The sequence below is a fragment of the Sphingomonas sp. PvP056 genome (genome assembly GCF_040549155.1).
Classification (GTDB): Bacteria; Pseudomonadota; Alphaproteobacteria; order Sphingomonadales; family Sphingomonadaceae; genus Sphingomonas.
The window spans coordinates 1-19,387 of the sequence record NZ_JBEPST010000009.1 but is presented as its reverse complement, the minus strand read 5'-3'; the positions used below and the strand labels follow the sequence as shown (position 1 = coordinate 19,387).

Genomic DNA, 19,387 nt, shown 5'->3' with positions numbered 1-19,387 from the left:
ATGCGGCATTTATCCAATGTTAACCGCACCATACGCACAATGCTTGAATGTCGGACACACACCAGTTCCATTCTATTCGCGAAAGCGAACGGCTAGAAAAACTTGGAAGCCTCGCGCTTCTGGACTCTGCTCCAGAGCGCGAATTCGACATCATCGTCTTGCTCGCGCAACGCCTGTTCGATGTGCCGATCGCACTCGTCTCGCTGGTTGACGATCACCGGCAGTGGTTCAAGGCACGCTGTGGCCTGACTATGACCGAAGGTCCGCGCGGTGACGCTTTCTGCGCGCATGCGATGCATGTGGAAGACGTGATGGTCGTCGAGGATGCAACCCTCGACGAGCGGTTCGTCGACAATCCGCTGGTGACCGGCGACGCGGGCATTCGTTTCTATGCGGGCGTGCCGTTGCGGCCCGCAGCCGCCGGCTTCTCGCCCGATCTCCCCGGGATTGGTACGCTGTGCATTCTCGACACGAAACCGCGGGCGTTTTCGACCGCCGACAAGCGCACGCTGCGCGATCTCGCGCATCTGGTCGCCGGTCTGATCGAAGCCCGGTCCGCCGCGGCCTCGCTGCGGACGCTGACGGGCACGCTTCAGGAGCACGCCTCCACGCTCGAGGTGCAGCATCTCCAGCTTCGCCAGGCTGAACGGATGGTCGGGATCGGGTCGTGGCGGTACGATCTTATTGACGGATCACTTCACTGGTCGGATCAAGTCTATGCGATCTACGGCCTCCCGCTCGGGCAGATGCCCTCTGTCGAGGAAGGGCTGAGCTTCTATCCACGCGAACGACGCCCCGAAATTGCGCGTCTGTTGGACCGCGCGGTGACGAACGGAGAGTCCTTCGATTTCGAAAGCAATTTCACGACGGCGGACGGACGGGAGCGGCGCGTGCGCAGCATGGGCGAAGTGCAGGTCGCGGATGGACGGCCTGTCGCGCTGACCGGCGTTTTTCAGGATGTGACGGATCGCCATGCGAACGATCAAGTTTTGCTCCATTCGGCTAACACCGATGCGCTGACCGGCCTCGCCAATCGTGCCTGCTACGAGCGGCATCTTGCCGGGATTCTCGATCGTCGAAAGGGCGCGAACGCGCCGCTTTGCCTCATCCTGCTAGACCTCGACGGATTCAAGGCGGTGAACGATACGTTCGGTCACGCCGCCGGCGACGATGTCCTGCGCATGATGGCCGACCGCCTGCGGCAGATCGCCCCGCCGATGAGCTTCGTCGCGCGGCTGGGGGGCGACGAATTCGTCCTGTTGCTGACCCGGCCCCGGGACTGCGCGCGGGCCGAGGCGCAAATCACGATGATCCTGGAAACGTTACGCCACAACGTCGAGCGCGAGGGCCAATGCCGCCCGGTCTCTGCAACGATCGGCGCCGCCTTTCTGGAGGATACGCTGGTCTCGCCCGCCGAACTGACGCACCGCGCAGATCTCGCATTATACGAGGCCAAACGGCGCCAGCGGGGCACGGGGCAGATCTACGGAATGACCGAGCCCATCGTCGCGCCGCGCCGCCTTTATGCGGTCGGCACCACCGGACGGTAACTTGGATCCCGCGCATCACACCGTGATGCGCGTTGAATTGCGCCCCAAAATGTAGCACACGCCAGCCCGGACAAACCACCAACCGCGCAGTTCGCAGGGTCAGGCGCACGCAGATCGTGGAGCATCTCTCCCTCGCCTGCTTCGGCACGGTCTCAGGCGGTTGCCGCTCCGTCCTGACCGGGCGATTCTCAGGCTCCGGGACAAAACACTGACCGTCGTTTCTCACATCCGTACCACGCTCGCCGGCAACGCCGCCAACCTGCGCCAAGTTGCTCGGGTGATGGTCGGGACGGTCGCGGCGTTTGCGACGTATCGGATGCTCGGGCTGCACGAAGGCTATTGGTCGGTCTTCACCGTGCTGATCGTCATGCAGGCGTCGATCGGCGGCACGCTCACCGCAGCGACCGATCGTCTGCTTGGCACCCTGATCGGAGCAGTCCTCGGCGGATTGGGCGCAGCGTTGCAGCGAACCACGACGATCGAGGTTGGCTTGGTGCTCGTGATCGTCACGGGTCTGGCGGCGCTCGTCGCGGCGATCCGCCCACGCTTGCGGGTCGCGCCCGTCACCGCTGCCATCATGCTGCTCAGCGCGCCGCCGGGCGCGCCAGTGCAGGACTTCGTACGGGATCGGATCATCGAGATCGGGATCGGCGGCGTCATCGGCGTGCTCGCCGCAATGCTGGTGTTTCCCGCGCGCTCGCACGCAGTCGTCATCGCGCGCACCGCCACGGTGCTGCGCCAGATCGCGCGGATGCTGGCGGAACAAGCCCGCGCGCTGGAGGCGGGAGCGCCGCTTCCCTCCTCCCCCGACCATGTCGCCTTGCGTCAGGCGCTGGGCAACGTCGAAGCCGCAATGAAGGATGCAGACCGCGAACGCGCCACCCGGCTGGCGGACCATCAGATTCCCGCATCGGTGCCGCGCACATTATGGCGCGTCCGCAACGATCTGGTGCTGATCGGCCGTGCGCTGGACGAAGTGCTGCCGCCCGTTGCATTGGCCGCGCTGGCGACACCCGCCGCCGCTATGCTTGATGCCCATGCCGCACTTGCGACCCGTTGCGCCGTCGCACTGTCCGCCGGAACGTCGGTCGACCGCATGGATGCGTCCGCCTGCTACCGCAAGTTCGGAGCCGCGCTGGATCTGTTCCGGACGAGCGACGCCGCGGCAACGCTCGATTTCGAAGCGTCGGGGCGGGTGTTCGGACTCGCGTTCGCGGCTGGGCGATTGCACCGCGACATGATCGATCTTGCCGGGCGGGTCGACGATATCGCCCCCGGTAAGGTGCTTGCGGCAAAACCGGCGTAGCCGCCGGCAAGACGCAAGCTTGCGGTAGATGCCCTACCGCGCTGGGCCGCCCAGCCGCACCCCGATCCACAACCGGCGCGGCGTGCCGAGGTCGATCGAACCACCGGCATTGCGGGTGATGATGGTCGTGTCGGTCAGGTTCTCCCCGCGCGCGACCACGGTCCAGTGCGCCGCCACGGGCACGCTCACCACGCCGTCGAGCGTCGTGAAGGCGGGGAGCACGTCAGTCTGCAGATCGTCCTCATACTGCTTCCCGACGTGCCGCCCTGTGAGCGACAGCCCGAAACCGCGGCGATCTTGCCAGGCGAGCGTGGCGCTCGCGGTATGCCGCGGGCTCTGCGCGGGGATATAGCCGTCGAGCTGCGCCGAAGCGCCGGACGCACGCACCTTGCTGTCGCTGAACGCATAGGACCCGTCGAGCGACAGCTGCCCCTGCGTCGCCCGCGCAGTGACCTCGACCCCGCGCGCGACGATCGCATCGACATTCTGACGTTGCCGAACATTCGGCGCGATCGTCACGTTCGCGATCGCTCCTCCCAGCCGGTTATAGAACCCGGTCACCCCGACCGAAATGCCACGCGCCGGGGTCAGATCGAACCCGCCCTCGACTCCGCGCAACCGTTCGAGCCCTAAGGCGGCGTTGGCTTGCGTGGTGATCGGGAAGACGACGAACGGGCGATACAGTTCGTTGAGTGTCGGTAGCCGGAATCCAGTATAGCCCGCCGCCCGGAGCGCGACCGCATTGCTCGCGTGGAACAGCGCACCTGCGCGGCCAGTCGCCTCGACCCCGTCGCGGTTTGCAAACCGCCGGTCGGTGGTGATCGCCCCCGTGCGGGTCCGCTCGCGGAAGAACCCGTCGGTGATCGTCCAACGATCGCCGCGCACCCCCGCCGTCAGCACCAGCTTCCCGAGCGTCCAGTCATCCTCGGCGAACAGCCCGGCGGTGCTGGTGTTGCCGCCTGCGGTCCGCCGCGTCGTCACCGCGCCGGTTGCGGCATAGGCGTCTTCGTACAGCGTTCCCTCGCCCAGCCGGACGTCCGCGCCGATGCGCAGCACATGGTCGGGCCCGACCGGCGGGCGCAGCTCGATCTTTCCGCCGATCCCGGTCGCGGGCGTGTTGCGCTGGTCGAGCGTCAGCCGCGACGTGGTCGCGCTGATGACGCGATTGGTAAAGTTGCGCGCCTGGACATAGGCGAGCGCATCCACCGCCCAGGTTCCGCGATGGATCAGCCGGACGCTCGCATCCTCGCCCGAGGAACTGCTGTCGGCCCCGGCGAACCGCAGCGTGCGATTGTCGCGGAACACGACCGCGCGCGCCTGTAGCTCGGTCTGCGCGTCGATCGGGACGACCGCGCGCGCTTGCCCCGACCAGTCGCGATAACGCGCACGCACGGTCGCGGCGGTGCGCTGGTCGACCGGGGTGGTGAAGAAACCATCGCCGCGCTCGAACCGTCCTGCGACCGACAGATAGCCCGCGCCGACGTCTGGCGACACGCTAGCGCTCGTCTCGACCGCATTGTTGCTGCCGTAGAATGCGCTGCCGGCGACCCTCGGCAAATCGGCACGGGTCGCGCTCGCCAGTTCGATCGTGCCGGCGACCGCCCCGGCACCGAACGCCCCTGCCCCGCCGCCGCGCGTGATGCGCACGCTCGACAGCCGATCGGGCGACAGCGCGTTGAACGGAATATAGCCGAAGAACGGATCCGCCAGCGGTACGCCATCGAGCAGCACCAGCGCGCGTGACGACGCGTTCCCGCCGAGCGCTCGCAACGTCACGCCTTGCGCCGACGGGTTGGCCGAACGGCTGTCGCTCCGCCGAAACTGCTGGAAGCCCGCGACGTCGGACAGGACGTTCTCGACCCGGCCCGACGCGTCATTGGTCAGTCGATCCCGATCGATCGAGACCGATCCATAGGCGGGTACTCCCGGCGGCAGCGGCAACGGGGACCCGAGCACGACGATGTCGGGGCCGTCGGTTTCCGGTTCGGCCAGGGTCGCCTGTTGTGCGGACAGGCCAGCGGGGACGCCCGCTACCGCGAGCGCCAATGTCCAGAATTTCACGTCCGTCAGAGTTTCTTGGTCTGGGGAACACCGCTGACCCAGAACACCCCGTCCGGCTTCAGCGTGATGACATATTGCCCGCGATCATCGCATTCCGCGATCCATACCGCCTCCCCGTCGATCGGCGCGTGCTTCTCGAACCGGACGATCTTCTGGCAGGTGTAGCCCCCGTCGCGAATAGCGCGGAAGAAGGTGGTTTCCTGCAAGCTCTTGGGCAGCGCGTCGATCTTGGCTTCCATCGGATCGGGCTTCGCTGTCGCAGCGGTCGTGTTGCCCGCATTGGTGGCGGGGTCACAAGCTGACAATCCGACGAGCGGGCCCGAAAGCAGGACGATGAGGGGTAGGACGTTCTTCATCACAGCGCTCCCGATCAGATACCGTCGCTAACGACATTGCGACCGGATTGCTCCAGTGCCGCGGTCAAATCCGCAATACAACGGTCGGCCAGTGCGGCATCGGTCGCGCGGACGACGAAGTTTGCACCGACACGGCCGTCGCGGAAGAACGGATAGCTGCCGATCGCAACGCCCTCATGCGTTTTCTCGGCTTCGCGCAATATGTCCGCGACTTCGCTTTCGCCGACCCAGCACCCGATCGTGCGCGAGATGACGGGCAGCCCGCCTTCCAGCGTGCCGGTCAGCGCATCGAGCATCCCGGCGGTGATGTGCGGGACGCCCGCCATGATGAAGATGTTGTCGATCTTGATGCCGGGCGCGCCGGACATGCGGTTCTCGATCAGGTCGGCGCCCTCGGGCACGCGCGCCATTCGCTTGCGCGCATCATTCAGACCGCCGCGATTCGCATAATAGGTTTCGAGCACCGCCACCGCCTGTGGATGGAACACGACCGGCACGCCCAGCGCCTCAGCGATCGCGTCGACCGTGATATCATCGTGCGTCGGCCCGATCCCGCCGGTGGTGAACAGATAGTCGTTCCGCTCGCGCAGGATGTTGACCGCCTCGACGATCGCCTCGGTCCGGTCCGCGACGATCCGCACCTCGGCCAGGCGAATGCCCTGCACGTTGAGCCAGGCCGCGATTTGCGCGACGTTCTTATCCTGCGTGCGACCCGAGAGGATCTCGTCGCCGATCACCGCGAGCGCGGCTGTCCAGATGCGGTTGGTCATCCCGCCCGCATAGCCCCGCGCCGCCCCCTCGCAAAGCCCGGAGCGTGCCGCTATATCGATTGTCATGACCGAATATGTAACCGTAACCGCCGACGCCCCGATGGGCCGGACCGGCGCGATCAAGCTCCACGGCCGCGATGCGTTCGACGGGATGCACGCCGCAGGCAAACTCGCCGCCGAAACGCTCGACATGATCGTGCCGCACATGGTGCCCGGCATGGCGACCGCCGATCTCGACGACATGATTCGCCGCTTCATCGCGGACCGCGGCGGCATCCCCGCGACGCTCGGCTATCGCGGCTATACGCATTCGAGCTGCATCTCGACCAACCACGTCGTGTGCCACGGCATCCCGAGCGACAAGACGCTCAAGAATGGCGACATCGTCAATGTCGACGTGACGCCGATCCTCGACGGCTGGCACGGTGACAGCAGCCGTATGTATCTGGTCGGCGACGTGCCAATCAAGGCGAAGCGGCTGGTCGACGTGACCTATGAGTGCCTGATGATCGGGATCGAGCACGCCAAGCCAGGCAACCATCTCGGCGACATCGGCCACGCGATCCAACGCCATGCGGAGAAGCATCGCTACGGCGTAGTGCGCGATTTCTGTGGGCACGGGCTTGGGCGGCTGTTCCATGATGCGCCTGAGGTCGTCCATGCCGGACGTCCTGGCACCGGACCAGAATTGAAGCCGGGGATGATCTTCACGATCGAACCGATGATTAACACCGGGCGTGCGGACGTGAAGCTGCTCGACGACGGCTGGACCGCGGTGACGCGCGACCGGTCGCTCTCCGCGCAATTCGAGCATTCGATCGGCATCACCGAAGAGGGCTGCGAAATTTTCACGCTCAGCCCGGGCGGGTTCGACAAGCCGCCCTATTGAGGGGTTGGGTAGCGCACTCCCCGAAGCGCCAAGCACCACCACCCCGGCGAAGGCCGGGGCCCAATCGCGATGGTAGATGTTTGTGGCGCTGTGCATCGTTATTTCCACCTTCGCTATTGGGCCCCGGCCTTCGCCGGGGTGGTGGGTTTGTTCGGCACGCTCCGCTACGACGAGCACAATGCCGCAAAATCAGGCACACCCCCGCCACCTGCGCGCCAGCTAGGCACTGCCCCCCCCGCTCCCCACGCGAAACCCACGCAATTCCGCCCCTCGCGCTCCTGGCATGGTTATTGTAAGGTGAACGGACATTCCGGGAGGCGTACCAGCGTGAAAAAGATCGAAGCGATCATCAAGCCGTTCAAGCTCGATGAGGTGAAGGAAGCGCTGCACGAAGTCGGAGTCAGCGGGATCACGGTGACGGAAGCCAAGGGCTTCGGACGCCAGAAGGGCCATACAGAACTGTACCGCGGTGCGGAATATGTGGTCGATTTTCTGCCGAAGGTGAAACTCGAAGTGGTCGTCGAAGATGGCCTCGCCGATCGCGTCGTCGAGGCGATTGCCGCCGCCGCGCAGACCGGCCGCATCGGCGATGGGAAGATTTTCGTCATTCCGGTCGAAACCGTCCTGCGGATTCGCACGGGCGAACGCGACGAAGACGCGATCTGACCGCGCAATGATCGGAATGCGCGTTTGACGCAACGCAACATCTTGTGACAGCGTAATAGGACGATCCTATACGAGTCCCGCGGTCGAATTTTGGCGCGGGCAATTTTTCAGTATTTAGAAAGGGCGTGGGGACATGGCTAAGACGGGCAACAGCGCAAACGACGTGCTGAAGATGATCAAGGACCAGGAGATCGAGTGGGTCGATCTGCGGTTCACCGATCCCAAGGGCAAGTGGCAGCATCTGACGATGGTCGCGGGCGTCGTCGGCGAAGACGAGCTGACCGACGGCTTCATGTTCGACGGTTCCTCGATCGAGGGCTGGAAGGCGATCAACGAGTCGGACATGATCCTCATGCCGGATCTGGACGCAGTGTGGACCGACCCGTTCTCGGCGACCCCGATGCTGATCCTGGTGTGCGACATCGTCGAGCCGTCGACCGGCGAGCTGTACGCGCGCGATCCGCGCTCGACCGCCAAGCGCGCCGAGGCGTATCTCAAGACCACGGGCATCGGCGACACAATCTTCATCGGGCCGGAAGCCGAGTTCTTCATGTTCGACAACGTCCAGTTCGAGAACAGCTACGCGACCAGCTATTACAAGATCGACGACATAGAGCTGCCGACCAACACCGGCCGCGAATATGAAGGCGGCAACCTTGGTCACCGTCCGCGTGCCAAGGGCGGCTATTTCCCCTGCGCGCCGATCGACAGCGCGGTCGACATCCGTGGCGAGATGGTCTCGACGATGCTCGAAATGGGCCTGCCGTGCGACAAGCATCACCACGAAGTCGCGGCTGGCCAGCATGAGCTGGGCCTGACCTTCGGCACGATGACGCTGACTGCGGATCGCATGCAGATCTACAAGTATGTTTGCCACAACGTCGCGCAGGCCTACGGCAAGACGGTCACGTTCATGCCCAAGCCGATCAAGGAAGATAACGGCTCGGGGATGCACACGCATCTGTCGATCTGGGACAAGGGCAATCCGCTGTTCGCCGGCAACGGCTATGCGGGTCTGTCGGAGACGTGCCTGTTCTTCATCGGCGGTATCATCAAGCATGCCAAGGCGGTGAATGCCTTCACCAACCCGACGACCAACAGCTACAAGCGTCTGGTCCCGGGCTATGAAGCACCGGTGCTGCTCGCTTACTCGGCGCGCAACCGTTCGGCCTCGTGCCGCATCCCGTACGGCACCGGCCCCAAGGCGAAGCGCGTCGAAGTGCGCTTCCCCGACGCGATGGCGAACCCGTATCTCTGCTATGCCGCCTTGTTCATGGCGGGCATGGACGGGATCCAGAACCGCATCCACCCTGGTGAGGCGATGGACAAGAACCTGTACGACCTGCCCCCGGCAGAGCTCGCCGAGGTTCCGACCGTCTGTGGTTCGCTCCGCGAGGCACTCGACTCGCTCGCGGCAGATCACGATTTCCTACTCAAGGGCGACGTGTTCTCCAAGGACCAGATCGAATCGTACATCGAGCTGAAGATGCACGACGTGCTGCGCTGGGAAATGACCCCGAGCCCGGTCGAGTTCGATATGTACTACAGCTACTGAGGCGCGGCACGCGCCGGTGCGGACAAGGCGAAGCCAAGTCCGCACAGGAGCTGTCGGCCGGCCTCGCCAGAGCGAGGACCGACGGCGTGGCTTTGCCACGACGCAACTTTAGAAAGGGCGTCCGGAGCGATCCGGGCGCCCTTTCTCTATCAATTGCCCCCGAACCAACCCACATTCCAAACCCGCCCGAAACCCCGTAAAGCCGCCGCCATGATCCACGTCGCTGCTCTCTACCGTTTCGCCCGCTTCCCCGACCCGCACGCACTGCGCCAGCCGTTGCTCGACCTTTGCACCGAGCAGGGCATCAGGGGCACGCTGCTCCTCGCGCACGAAGGGATCAACGGAACGATCGCGGGCATCGACGCCGCGATCGAAACCGTGCTCGCACATATCCGAACCCTCCCCGACTGCGCGGACATCACGGTCAAGCATAGCCACGCCGAGACGATGCCGTTCCACCGCATGAAGGTCCGCATCAAGCGCGAGATCGTCACGATGGGCGAACCCGCGATCGATCCGCTGGGCGGTACGGGCACCTATGTGAAGCCCGCCGACTGGAACGCGTTGATCGACGATCCCGACACGGTCGTGATCGACACGCGCAACGCCTATGAAGTCAAGGTCGGGACCTTCGCGCAGGCGATCGACCCCAAGACCGACAGTTTTAGCGACTTCCCCGCCTGGGCCCGCGCGCATCGCACCGAGCTGGAGGGCAAGCGGATCGCGATGTTCTGCACCGGCGGGATCCGCTGCGAGAAATCGACCGCGTTCCTCAAGGCCGAGGGGCTGACCGACGTCTTCCACCTCGAAGGCGGCATTCTGAAGTATCTTGAGGAAGTCCCGCAGGCACAAAGCCGGTGGGAAGGCGAATGCTTCGTGTTCGACGAGCGCGTCGCGGTCGGGCACGGGCTGGCACCGGGAACGCATGGCCTGTGCCGGGCGTGCCGGATGCCCGTATCGCCCGAAGAGCGCGCTTCGCCGCTGTTCGAGGAAGGGGTCGCTTGCCCCGCCTGCGTAGGCACGCGCGATGAGGCAAGACGCGCAGCCTATGCCGAACGGCATCGGCAAGTGGGGCTGGCACAGCAGCAGGGGCGCGCGCATGTCGGGGCCGTCGCCCCGAAACGCGATGGTTCGCCCGTTAACCCGGAAGAATGACGCGTTTCCTCCCGCGTCGGGACTAGCGTAAATCCCGCGCACATGGCTTGTGCAGCGCGCGGCAATGTTCGGCCGCTTTGTACGTGAGAGTTCCGATGATTCCGTCCACCGTTGGTCGCCTTGCCGTGGCGACGTCCGCGACCGCCTTGTGCTTCGCGCAGCCCTCCTTCGCGCAACAGGTCGACATCGGTGCCCCTGCCCCGCCGCCAGCCGCAGATGCCCCGGCCGCGCAACCGCCCGCCAACGACAGCCAGAAACCCGCAACCGAACCCGCCGGCCCATCCGGCCCGAACACACCCAGCGAAACCACCGCGCCCGCCAGGCGGCGCGTGCCCGGCCGCATCCAGCGTCCGCGCAACACGCTGTTCAATCCGCAGATCGGCGATACGCAGACCAGCGCCCCGCCGGGGCTGTTCGCCGACTGGCGGCATGCGCGGACCTGGCTGGGGGATCGTGGCTTCGATGTCTCCGCGCGCTATGCGTCGGAAAGCGGGTATAACGTCACCGGCGGCCAGCGCAGGAAGCTGACCGAAACCGGTCAGGTCGATTTCGGCGCAAAGATCGACATGGCCAAGATCGCCGGGATCGATGGCGGCACGCTGCAAGCGACCTTCACGTGGCGCCGCGGGCGCAACCTGTCGGACGATGCCGGGCTCGGCACCTTGCAGCAGGTGCAGGAAGTGTTCGGCCGCGGCCAGACCGTCCGCGTCACGGAATTATGGTATGAACAGAAGATCGGCGAGACGATCGAGGTGAAGGTCGGCCGGACCAATCCGGGCGCCGATTTCGCAGGCTTCTCCTGCCATTTCCAGAACCTGTCCTTCTGCGGCGCGCAGCCCGGCAATCTCGTCGGCGATTATTGGTACAACTGGCCGGTCAGCCAGTGGGGCGGGCGGCTGCATGTCGACGTCGGCGGCGGAGCCTATGTCCAGCTCGGCGCGTATGAGGTCAACCCGCTCAACCTGCAGAACAACTTCTTCGTCGCGCGTTGGCATGGCGCGACCGGCGCGCTCATTCCGGTAGAGGCCGGCTGGACCCGGCTCGGCGATACCGGGCATGTGGGATCGTACAAGGTGGGTGCCTGGTATTCGACCGCCGATGGCGACGACGTGCTGCTCGACCGCAACCGCCGTCCGACTGCGATTACCGGCCTCGCGCCATTGCAGCGCTCCGGGCGGTACGGCGTCTACGCTACCATCCAACAGCAGATCAGCGGAACGTCCAAGGACGGCAAGGCGCTGACCGGGCTCGGGGTCTTTGCCAATGTGACGCAGGCGGACCGCGCTACCAGCGTGACCGACAATCAGGCAACGCTCGGGATTTTCTACAAGGGTTTGCTGCCCGGGCTCGAAGGGGACGTGCTGGGCGTCGCCATCGGGCGTACCAACGTCAACGGCCGCGCCGCCGAAGAGGACCGCTTGATCCCGGGAACGCCAGTGCGCGATGCCGAATATGCCGCCGAACTCTATTACAGCCTGACACCGGTCGCGTGGCTGGAGCTTCAGCCCAACGTCCAGTGGATCTACCAACCGGGTGGCGTGCGAACGCGCGGTAACGTGACCGTACTTGGGCTGAAAGCGGCGCTGACGCTCTAACCGTCCGTGTGTTCCGAACGGGCGCACGCTGACAGCACCGTGCGATCGTCGCCACAACAAGAAAGGGCGGAGGATGTTGCCATCCCCCGCCCCCTCAAGGCTGTCCGACTATTCGGAAAATATTAGAAGTGCGTGATCACGCCCAGCATCGGACGGAAGCTGTGGAAGTCACCGAACGTGTTGACTTCTGCACGGATGCGGAAGCCGGCGTTGCCGGTGATGCCCTGAAGGCCGATATCCTTCGGACCGAACTCGGTGCCGATGCCGTAGGTGATGCCGTCGACCTTCTTGTTGTTGCGGTCGCCGCTGACGAAGGCGGGGTAGTTGTCGAAATCGACCCACTGATACCCGACCTTGCCGTAGAACATGCCGCTATCGCCAGCGCGAACGCCGAAACGGCCTGCTGCGCCATATTCCCAATCGATGTTGCCGGACACGCCCTTAGCGACGTTACCTTCTGCACCGACGAAGACCGGGCCGAGCGGAACGTTGAAGCCAACGACGCCCTGAACCAGCGCGCCTGCGAGACGGTAGTTGTTGCGCAGCGTACCGTTCGAGTTGATCGCCTGCGGGATGCCGTGGTTCGGTTCGTTGTCGAACTGCTCCCAGCCGCCCATCACGCCGACATAAGGCTCAATGCCGAATGCGCGCGTGCCGTCGGGTGCCTGCGGCGCGGTGTCAGCAGGTGCTGCCATCGCGGTGTCGGCAGGAGCGGCAGGTGCCATGTCCTGTGCGAAGACCGGGGCTGCGAAGAGGACGCCAGCGGCTGCGGCGGCAAGCTTGAGTGTACGCATTTGTAATGGCCTCATGATTTGGCAGTTGGATCGCACCCGGGGGATGCGTCGGGTGTCCCGTAGCGGGTTGAACTTAATTGTCCGCAGGTTGTTGCATCGCGGCGGAATTAAAATCGCGAAACGCGGATCTGTCACATTTGTGCAACGCTTTCTTTCAAAAGCCTGAACAAAATGCGGCACGATCATGGCGTCGGTTGGGGGAGAATGTGATGAAGTGCCCCGCAGTCACGACGACCGGATGATCACCACCCGATTCGCCGTTTCGGAGAGATACATTCCCCCTGCAAGGTTCACCGGTGATCAGTAGGCGCGACCAATCAGCACGCGTTCGACCGCAGGCTCATCCGTGAAGATGCACGTTCCTACCGGCGCGTTTTGCTCCATCGGCGCGTTGCGGATCGTCAGCTTGAGGCCCTTCAGGCGCGCAACCACCGCGTCGAGTGCGGCGCCGGTCGGGCGCGACCACTGTACCTCTAGCCAGCCGGGGTTTTTCACGCCGTCTGCAAAGTGCGTTTCCACGGCCGCAAAGTCCGCCGCCTGCGTAATGCTCGCGTCGAGCCGCGCCCGCGCCTCGGTGTGGAGCGATGCCTGAATGTCCTCGAGCATCGCAGCCGCCGCAACAACGAAGTCACCCCGCGCGATGACGGCGCTGTCGAGCTTGCCGTCCTCGCGGTACAGCCGATCGCGGCGGATCACCGAAACGTTGCCACCGGACACGTCGCGCCCACCAACCTCGATCACGATCGGTGCGCCCTTCTTGACCCAGCCCCAGCGCTTCGTGGCGGTCTTGCCGAACTTGAGGTCGAGCAGCGCGCGTACGGGTTCACCCAGCGCGGTTTGCTGCGCGAGCTCCGCCTGCAACGCCTTGCAATAGTCGACAATCGCGGCGTCCTCGGGGCTTTCGCGCAGCATCGGCACGATCACGATCTGCCACGGCGCGATCCGCGGCGGGACGCGCAAGCCATCGTCGTCGCCGTGAACCATGATCACGCCGCCGATCATCCGCGTCGACACGCCCCAGCTCGTCGTATTGGCGAGCTCGAACACCCCTTCGGCATTCTGGAACTTGATGTCCTGCGCGTGTGCGAAGTTGGTGCCGAGGAAATGCGAGGTACCCGCCTGGAGCGCCTTGCCGTCCTGCATCATCGCCTCGATGCTGTAAGTCGCGACCGCGCCGGGGAAACGTTCGTTTTCGGGCTTCTCGCCAGCCACCACCGGCAGCGCGAGACAGGTTTCGGAGAATTCGCGGTAGACTTCGAGCATCTTGAGCGTCTCTTCGCGCGCCTCGTCCGCACTGGCGTGCGCGGTATGGCCTTCCTGCCACAGGAACTCGCTGGTGCGCAGGAACATCCGCGTGCGCATCTCCCAACGGACGACGTTCGCCCATTGGTTGATGAGGACGGGCAGATCGCGCCACGACTGAACCCAGCGCGCGAATGCCGCGCCGATCACCATTTCCGACGTCGGCCGCACGACGAGCGGCTCTTCGAGCTTTGCCTCGGGATCGGGAATCAACCGTCCGAGACCGTCCGCCTTCAGACGGTGATGCGTGACGACCGCCATTTCCTTGGCGAAGCCTTCGACATGCTCGGCTTCCTTCTCGAAATAGGAGAGCGGGATGAACAGCGGGAAATAGCAATTCTCGTGGCCTGTCGCCTTGATCCGGTCGTCGAGCAGACGCTGGATCCGCTCCCAGATGCCATAGCCCCACGGCCGGATGACCATGCAGCCCCGCACGCCGGATTCCTCGGCGAGGTCGGCCTCGGTGATGACGGACTGGTACCAGGCGGAAAAATCGGCCTCGCGGGTGACGGGAAGTGCGCGTTTGATCATGACCGCGCGGATAGCGGGAAATGCGGGCGTGGCAAAGCCCGGTGGCGGTTAGGATGCGGACTACTTAGCCCCTCCCCTTAAGGGGAGGGGTTGGGGTGGGGCTGTCCAGCACGTTGACCTCTCTGCGAGGCACCGCCCCACCCCCAACCCCTCCCCTGAAGGGGAGGGGCTAGAAAGGATCAGCGATAACGCCAGCCGTTGCGATAGCGATACCGGCTCTGCCAATATCGCCCGTTGTTCCAATAGCCACGCCCGCGGTAATAATAGCCGGCGCGCGGTGGTCCGCGATGCGCATAAACGGGCGGTCCATTCGGACGGCAGATCCCCGGCGGCCCGGGATGGAAGCCGCGACCGCATCCGCCCGCCGCTTCGGCAGGACCGACTGCAGCCAAGGCAATGCCCGCGGCGCACACCGCGGCAAGAAGCTTCTTCATAAGCACCTCTCGATAACGCTTTTACACCTCCCAGTTACGCGGGAGATCGAAAAAACGCCGGTGCCTTGCCCGCGTTCCGTTCCCGCCGCATCGGTCCTTTTCGTTGGTCAGACGGTCAACAGCGTCGCCCCCGATGTCTCCCCCGCCGCAAGCGCGCGGTGCGCGTCCGCCGCATCCTCCAGTGCAAAGGTCTGGCCGATCACGGGCGTGATCGCGCCCGACCGCAACATCGTGAACAGCCGGTCGATCCCCGCCTGCCGTTCCTCGGGCGTGACATAATAACTGAACAACGTCGGCCGCGTGACGAACAGCGACCCGCGCGTCGACAGCGTTCCGAGATCGACCCCGGTTACCTTGCCGCCCGCATTGCCATAGCTGACGATCAGCCCGCGCCGCGCGGTGCACGCCAGCGACGTTTCCCATGTCGCCATCCCGACCCCGTCGAGCACGATCGGCACCAGCGCCCCGCCGGTAATCTCGCGCACGCGCGCGACGACATCCTCCTGCTTGTGCAAGATGACGTGATCCGCCCCCGCCGCGCGCGCCTGCTCGGCCTTCTCCGTGCTCCCGACCGTCCCGATTACGGTCGCGCCGACCGCCTTCAGCCAGCCAACGAGCAGATGCCCGACCCCGCCCGCCGCCGCATGGACCAGCACGGTCTGCCCGGTCTCAACCTTCGCACAGCGTTCGACGAGGAATTCGGTCGTGCAGCCCTTGAGCAGGACCGCGGCGGCAGTACGGTCGTCGATGTCGTCGGGCAGCTTGAACACCGTCTTCGCGGGGAGGTTGCGCGCCTGGGCATAGGCCCCCGGCGTCGGACCGAAGGTGCCGACCCGGTCGCCGACCATGAGCCCGGTAACGCCCTCGCCCACCGCCTCGACCACGCCCGCCGCTTCGGACCCGAGCCCCGTCGGCAGGCTGGCGGGATAGACGCCGCTGCGGAAATAGATGTCGATGAAGTTGAGCCCGACGACGGTGTTGCGCATTCGGATTTCTCCGGGGCCTGGATCGGGGAGATCCACGTCGATCCATTCGATCACCTCGGGTCCCCCCGTGCGTTCGATCCGTGCGGTGCGCGTCATACCTTGGTACCTTCCTGTGTCGCGCGCCAACGTACCGGACGGGTTTCAGGTTGCAACGCGTGTTCCTCCGCGCCAGAACCATGCCAACGTACCCCAAGTTCAAAAACCGCGGAGGCTGAGGATGAAGAGCTATCTCGAGCACTATATCGATGGTGCCTGGGTCGCGAGCCAGGGCGGCGTGCGCCATGCCGTGATCGACCCCGCGACCGAGCAGCCGTGCACCGAGATCACGCTCGGCACCTTCGCCGATGTTGACGCCGCGGTCGCCGCCGCGCGCACCGCGTTCGAGACTTATTCGCAGACCAGCGTCGCCGAGCGCGCTGCACTGCTTGAGCGGATCATCGAGGAATATAAGAAGCGCATCCCCGATCTCGCGCAGGCGGTCAGCAGCGAGATGGGCGCGCCAATCGGCTTCGCGATGGCGGCGCAGGTCCCTGCGGGGCTCGGGCATTTCCTGTCGACGCTCAAGGCGTTGAACGCGTTCCAATTCGAGGAACGGCTCGGTCGCTCGACCGTCGTGCACGAGCCATTGGGCGTCGTTGCGATGATCACGCCGTGGAACTGGCCGCTCAACCAGATCACCGCCAAGGTCGCCCCCGCGCTCGCGGCTGGCGACACGATGATCCTCAAGCCCAGCGAGGAATCCCCCGGCTGCGCGGTAATCCTCGCCGAGATCATGGACGCCGCGGGCGTGCCGAAGGGTGTCTTCAACCTCGTCAACGGCGATGGCGCGGGCGTCGGCTCCGCATTATCAAGCCACAAGGACGTCGACATGGTGAGTTTCACCGGATCGACCCGTGCGGGGATCGCGGTCGCGCAGGCCGCCGCTGCGACGGTAAAGCGAGTCCATCAGGAGCTTGGCGGCAAGGCCGCGAACCTCGTGCTCGAAGGCGCGGATCTGGGCGCTGTCCTCCCGCCGACGGTGCAGGGCGTGCTCGCCAATTCCGGGCAAAGCTGCATTGCCCCGACTCGCCTGCTCGTCCACGCGAGCCAGGTCGAGGAGGCGACCGCGATCGTCAAGGCGATGATGGAGCGGACCGAGGTAGGCGATCCCGCCGAGATGGGCGCGCACATCGGCCCGGTCGTCAACAAGGCGCAGTTCGACAAGATCCAGGGGCTGATCCAGTCCGCGATCGACGAAGGCGCGACGCTCGTCACCGGTGGCACCGGGCGTCCCGATGGCCGCAACGCAGGCTATTTCATCAAGCCGACGCTGTTCGCCGACGTCACCCCCGAGATGCGGATCGCGCAGGAAGAGGTGTTCGGCCCCGTGGCGACGATCACGCGCTACGACAGCGAGGACGAGGCGGTAAAGATCGCCAACGGCACGCCGTTCGGCCTGTCCGCGACGATCTCGGGCGACCCCGCCGCCGCCGCCCGGGTCGCGCCGCGGCTGCGCGCCGGGTTGGTGACAATCAACTCTTGGAGCCCCGACGGCAACGCGCCGTTCGGCGGGTACAAGCAATCCGGCAATGGCCGCGAGAACGGCAAGTTCGGGCTGACCGATTTCATGGAAGTGAAGACGGTGGTGGGGATGCCCGGCTGACGGGGTCGCGCGCTCACCCAATCCCGCGCTTCCCCGGGGAAGGCCGGGGCCCAGTTGAGGAACAAGAAATTGCGAGCGACTGCGCACAGTTACCTCCGCCATTTCTCCTGGGCCCCGGCCTGCGCCGGGGAAGCGCAAAAGCGAGTAGCCGCAAGCAACAGGATCGCCCCGGCACCACCCGAACCGGACGGGTAGCGCGTCCGAAGCGGCGAACCGATCAATATGACGAACCGCGGCTGCCCAAACCCGATTATAGCCGACCGCGATTCTGATAATGGGGTTCCCCCGACCGTGCCGGATCGTGATTTTGCGCGCGAACGATGCCGAGGGGAAAAACGAGGGTGCGATGCGCAAGAGTATAGCTTTGACCACGATCAGCCTCGCGCTGCTGTCGGCCTGCACCCGCAAGCCCGCGATCGTCACGACCATCCCGCCGCCGCCTGTCCCAGTCGCGGCGCCGCTGGCGATGCCCGCAGGTGCCTATGTCGGCATGAAGACGCCTGCGGTGATGAGCGATGGCCGGTATCTCACGCCCAATCGCAATCTCTCCACCGACGGCACGGTCTGGCATTTGCGCGCCGCGCTCAACGTCGCCGCCTTGGCGTGTCGCGGTCCCGACGAAGACAGGATCATCGCGGCGTACAATGCGCTGCTGACCAGTCGCAAAGCGGTGCTGAACACGGCACAAACGCGGCTTTCCGCCGAGTATAAGGCACGCGGCGGCGACTGGCAGGACCGTTACGACGACCAGATGACGCGGCTCTATAATTTCTTCTCGCAATCCCAGGCGCGCGACCCCTTCTGCCGCGTCGCAATCACGACGCTCGCCGACAGCGCGGCGTCGACACAGATGGACTTTACCGCCTTCGCGGCCGAGCGCCTTCCCTTGCTCGAAAAGCCGTTCACCGATTTCTACGCCGCCTATGACGCCTGGCGCGCCGCGAACCCCGCCGCCAGCCGTCCGGCGACGGCAAGTGTCGCTCCGTCGGCCCCACCCAGCGTGCAGGCACTGCCGCCTGCGGTTGCGACCAAAGCCAAGCGCGTGCGGTAAACGACGAATCCCGTCGCAGCGCAAAATGAACCGTTCGGGGCACGTGGGAGTTGGCGCTCGGTAACCCACAACCCGATTGGAAGAGATAATGGCCGATTTGAAAAAAGGTGCGCTCGTCGCGGTGGTCGACGGCGAGCATCTCAAGCTGTTCAAGAATACCGGCGACGCAGGCTCGCTGAAGCTGACCGAACAGCCGACCGGCGACGTGTCGACCGACAATATGGGTTCGGGCGGACGCCATCAGAGCAGCTCCGCCAATCCGTCGGACAGCCAGCAGGACGAGGACGCGTTCGCCGCAGGTGTGGCAGAGATCCTCAACAAGAAGCTGATGGGCGGATCGATCGACGAACTGGTGATCATCGCGGCCCCGCGCACGCTCGGGGAGTTGCGCAAGCATTATCACAAGACGCTCAGCGCCAAGCTCGTCGGGGAGGTCTCGAAGGACCTTACCGGTCACTCGGTTGCCGACATCGAGAAAGCGGTCAACGCGGCCTGAATTTTCGCTCTTCGACCGATTAGGTCACGAAAAGGCCTGCCGCAGCGATGCGGCAGGCCTTTGTCGTTGGGCTGGGTGGCGGTGGCATGTCGCGCGCCGCGTCGCCTGAGTGACCGGGTTCGACTCGGAGGCCACCTGGTCGAATGACTGCTCACGCCCACTTGCGGGCGTTCCCGGTCCGCACGCAGTAGCTCGATTGCAAACATCTTGTGGCAAAGATAGACCTAGCACGACGCAGATTTCGTGGT

Annotated in this window: 17 protein-coding genes; 10 read left to right on the top strand and 7 right to left on the bottom strand. The window is 65.1% G+C overall.

Annotation, left to right across the window (positions count from 1 at the left end; genetic code table 11):
• The first annotated feature begins 47 nt into the window (after positions 1 to 47).
• A complete protein-coding gene (locus tag ABIC17_RS18225) occupies positions 48 to 1,550 on the top strand; it encodes a diguanylate cyclase domain-containing protein (protein WP_354284281.1) in 1,503 nt (500 codons plus the stop codon).
• A gap of 160 nt (positions 1,551 to 1,710) precedes the next feature.
• Positions 1,711 to 2,856 carry an FUSC family protein gene (locus ABIC17_RS18220; RefSeq protein WP_354284278.1) on the top strand — a complete coding sequence of 382 codons (1,146 nt, stop codon included), beginning with the start codon at positions 1,711 to 1,713 and terminating at the stop codon, positions 2,854 to 2,856.
• A 33-nt stretch (positions 2,857 to 2,889) separates the two neighbouring features.
• Here ABIC17_RS18220 and ABIC17_RS18215 read toward each other — a convergent pair whose 3' ends face one another.
• The 3 genes from ABIC17_RS18215 to ABIC17_RS18205 are packed head-to-tail and all read right to left on the bottom strand — an operon-like array spanning position 2,890 to position 6,043.
• Positions 2,890 to 4,917 (bottom strand): TonB-dependent receptor plug domain-containing protein, encoded by a 2,028-nt coding sequence (locus tag ABIC17_RS18215; protein ID WP_502958497.1) that lies wholly within the window; start codon positions 4,915 to 4,917, stop codon positions 2,890 to 2,892.
• Positions 4,918 to 4,922: 5 nt separating this feature from the next.
• Positions 4,923 to 5,273: a hypothetical protein gene (locus tag ABIC17_RS18210; RefSeq protein WP_354284276.1), complete on the bottom strand. Its 351-nt coding sequence runs from the start codon at positions 5,271 to 5,273 to the stop codon at positions 4,923 to 4,925.
• Between the two features lie 14 nt (positions 5,274 to 5,287).
• On the bottom strand, positions 5,288 to 6,043 hold the full coding sequence (locus ABIC17_RS18205) for a competence/damage-inducible protein A (RefSeq protein WP_354284572.1): 756 nt from the start codon (positions 6,041 to 6,043) through the stop codon (positions 5,288 to 5,290).
• A gap of 64 nt (positions 6,044 to 6,107) precedes the next feature.
• Here ABIC17_RS18205 and map point away from each other — a divergent pair, with 64 nt between their 5' ends.
• The 5 genes from map to ABIC17_RS18180 all read left to right on the top strand — a co-directional run bounded on the left by map (position 6,108) and on the right by ABIC17_RS18180 (position 11,903).
• On the top strand, positions 6,108 to 6,932 hold the full coding sequence (gene map, locus ABIC17_RS18200; RefSeq protein ID WP_354284274.1) for a type I methionyl aminopeptidase: 825 nt from the start codon (positions 6,108 to 6,110) through the stop codon (positions 6,930 to 6,932).
• Positions 6,933 to 7,259: 327 nt separating this feature from the next.
• Entirely contained in the window at positions 7,260 to 7,598 is a 339-nt protein-coding gene (locus ABIC17_RS18195) for a P-II family nitrogen regulator (protein ID WP_010163022.1), read from the top strand.
• Positions 7,599 to 7,731: 133 nt separating this feature from the next.
• Positions 7,732 to 9,153 carry a type I glutamate--ammonia ligase gene (glnA, locus tag ABIC17_RS18190; RefSeq protein ID WP_277968607.1) on the top strand — a complete coding sequence of 474 codons (1,422 nt, stop codon included), beginning with the start codon at positions 7,732 to 7,734 and terminating at the stop codon, positions 9,151 to 9,153.
• Between the two features lie 210 nt (positions 9,154 to 9,363).
• On the top strand, positions 9,364 to 10,308 hold the full coding sequence (gene trhO, locus ABIC17_RS18185; RefSeq protein ID WP_354284271.1) for an oxygen-dependent tRNA uridine(34) hydroxylase TrhO: 945 nt from the start codon (positions 9,364 to 9,366) through the stop codon (positions 10,306 to 10,308).
• A 95-nt stretch (positions 10,309 to 10,403) separates the two neighbouring features.
• A complete protein-coding gene (locus ABIC17_RS18180; protein WP_354284269.1) occupies positions 10,404 to 11,903 on the top strand; it encodes a carbohydrate porin in 1,500 nt (499 codons plus the stop codon).
• A gap of 122 nt (positions 11,904 to 12,025) precedes the next feature.
• On the opposite strand, the gene ABIC17_RS18175 is transcribed toward ABIC17_RS18180, so the two are convergent.
• The 4 genes from ABIC17_RS18175 to ABIC17_RS18160 all read right to left on the bottom strand — a co-directional run bounded on the left by ABIC17_RS18175 (position 12,026) and on the right by ABIC17_RS18160 (position 16,046).
• Positions 12,026 to 12,697, bottom strand: coding sequence for an outer membrane protein (locus tag ABIC17_RS18175; protein ID WP_354284267.1), 672 nt, complete (start codon positions 12,695 to 12,697; stop codon positions 12,026 to 12,028).
• 300 nt (positions 12,698 to 12,997) lie between these two features.
• Positions 12,998 to 14,530, bottom strand: a complete 1,533-nt coding sequence (locus tag ABIC17_RS18170) for an aminoacyl--tRNA ligase-related protein (RefSeq protein ID WP_354284265.1) — start codon at positions 14,528 to 14,530, stop codon at positions 12,998 to 13,000.
• Positions 14,531 to 14,709: 179 nt separating this feature from the next.
• A complete protein-coding gene (locus ABIC17_RS18165) occupies positions 14,710 to 14,964 on the bottom strand; it encodes a GCG_CRPN prefix-to-repeats domain-containing protein (RefSeq protein WP_354284262.1) in 255 nt (84 codons plus the stop codon).
• A 107-nt stretch (positions 14,965 to 15,071) separates the two neighbouring features.
• Positions 15,072 to 16,046 carry a quinone oxidoreductase family protein gene (locus ABIC17_RS18160; RefSeq protein ID WP_354284261.1) on the bottom strand — a complete coding sequence of 325 codons (975 nt, stop codon included), beginning with the start codon at positions 16,044 to 16,046 and terminating at the stop codon, positions 15,072 to 15,074.
• Between the two features lie 121 nt (positions 16,047 to 16,167).
• Here ABIC17_RS18160 and ABIC17_RS18155 point away from each other — a divergent pair, with 121 nt between their 5' ends.
• From ABIC17_RS18155 to ABIC17_RS18145, 3 genes are all read left to right on the top strand, one after another.
• Positions 16,168 to 17,592, top strand: a complete 1,425-nt coding sequence (locus ABIC17_RS18155; protein WP_354284259.1) for an aldehyde dehydrogenase family protein — start codon at positions 16,168 to 16,170, stop codon at positions 17,590 to 17,592.
• Between the two features lie 346 nt (positions 17,593 to 17,938).
• Positions 17,939 to 18,643, top strand: coding sequence for a hypothetical protein (locus ABIC17_RS18150; RefSeq protein WP_354284257.1), 705 nt, complete (start codon positions 17,939 to 17,941; stop codon positions 18,641 to 18,643).
• 88 nt (positions 18,644 to 18,731) lie between these two features.
• Positions 18,732 to 19,139: a host attachment family protein gene (locus tag ABIC17_RS18145; RefSeq protein ID WP_354284255.1), complete on the top strand. Its 408-nt coding sequence runs from the start codon at positions 18,732 to 18,734 to the stop codon at positions 19,137 to 19,139.
• The last annotated feature ends 248 nt before the right edge of the window (positions 19,140 to 19,387 follow it).

What these genes read in the sequence shown, in the direction of transcription:
- ABIC17_RS18145 (WP_354284255.1), top strand. Translation starts at nt 18,732, where the DNA reads ATGGCCGATTTGAAAAAAGGTGCGCTCGTCGCGGTGGTCGACGGCGAG.
- ABIC17_RS18210 (WP_354284276.1), bottom strand. Translation starts at nt 5,273, where the DNA reads ATGAAGAACGTCCTACCCCTCATCGTCCTGCTTTCGGGCCCGCTCGTC.
- ABIC17_RS18175 (WP_354284267.1), bottom strand. Translation starts at nt 12,697, where the DNA reads ATGCGTACACTCAAGCTTGCCGCCGCAGCCGCTGGCGTCCTCTTCGCA.
- ABIC17_RS18150 (WP_354284257.1), top strand. Translation starts at nt 17,939, where the DNA reads ATGCGCAAGAGTATAGCTTTGACCACGATCAGCCTCGCGCTGCTGTCG.
- ABIC17_RS18225 (WP_354284281.1), top strand. Translation starts at nt 48, where the DNA reads ATGTCGGACACACACCAGTTCCATTCTATTCGCGAAAGCGAACGGCTA.
- ABIC17_RS18155 (WP_354284259.1), top strand. Translation starts at nt 16,168, where the DNA reads ATGAAGAGCTATCTCGAGCACTATATCGATGGTGCCTGGGTCGCGAGC.
- ABIC17_RS18170 (WP_354284265.1), bottom strand. Translation starts at nt 14,530, where the DNA reads ATGATCAAACGCGCACTTCCCGTCACCCGCGAGGCCGATTTTTCCGCC.
- map (WP_354284274.1), top strand. Translation starts at nt 6,108, where the DNA reads ATGACCGAATATGTAACCGTAACCGCCGACGCCCCGATGGGCCGGACC.
- ABIC17_RS18165 (WP_354284262.1), bottom strand. Translation starts at nt 14,964, where the DNA reads ATGAAGAAGCTTCTTGCCGCGGTGTGCGCCGCGGGCATTGCCTTGGCT.
- trhO (WP_354284271.1), top strand. Translation starts at nt 9,364, where the DNA reads ATGATCCACGTCGCTGCTCTCTACCGTTTCGCCCGCTTCCCCGACCCG.
- glnA (WP_277968607.1), top strand. Translation starts at nt 7,732, where the DNA reads ATGGCTAAGACGGGCAACAGCGCAAACGACGTGCTGAAGATGATCAAG.
- ABIC17_RS18180 (WP_354284269.1), top strand. Translation starts at nt 10,404, where the DNA reads ATGATTCCGTCCACCGTTGGTCGCCTTGCCGTGGCGACGTCCGCGACC.
- ABIC17_RS18205 (WP_354284572.1), bottom strand. Translation starts at nt 6,043, where the DNA reads ATGACCAACCGCATCTGGACAGCCGCGCTCGCGGTGATCGGCGACGAG.
- ABIC17_RS18160 (WP_354284261.1), bottom strand. Translation starts at nt 16,046, where the DNA reads ATGACGCGCACCGCACGGATCGAACGCACGGGGGGACCCGAGGTGATC.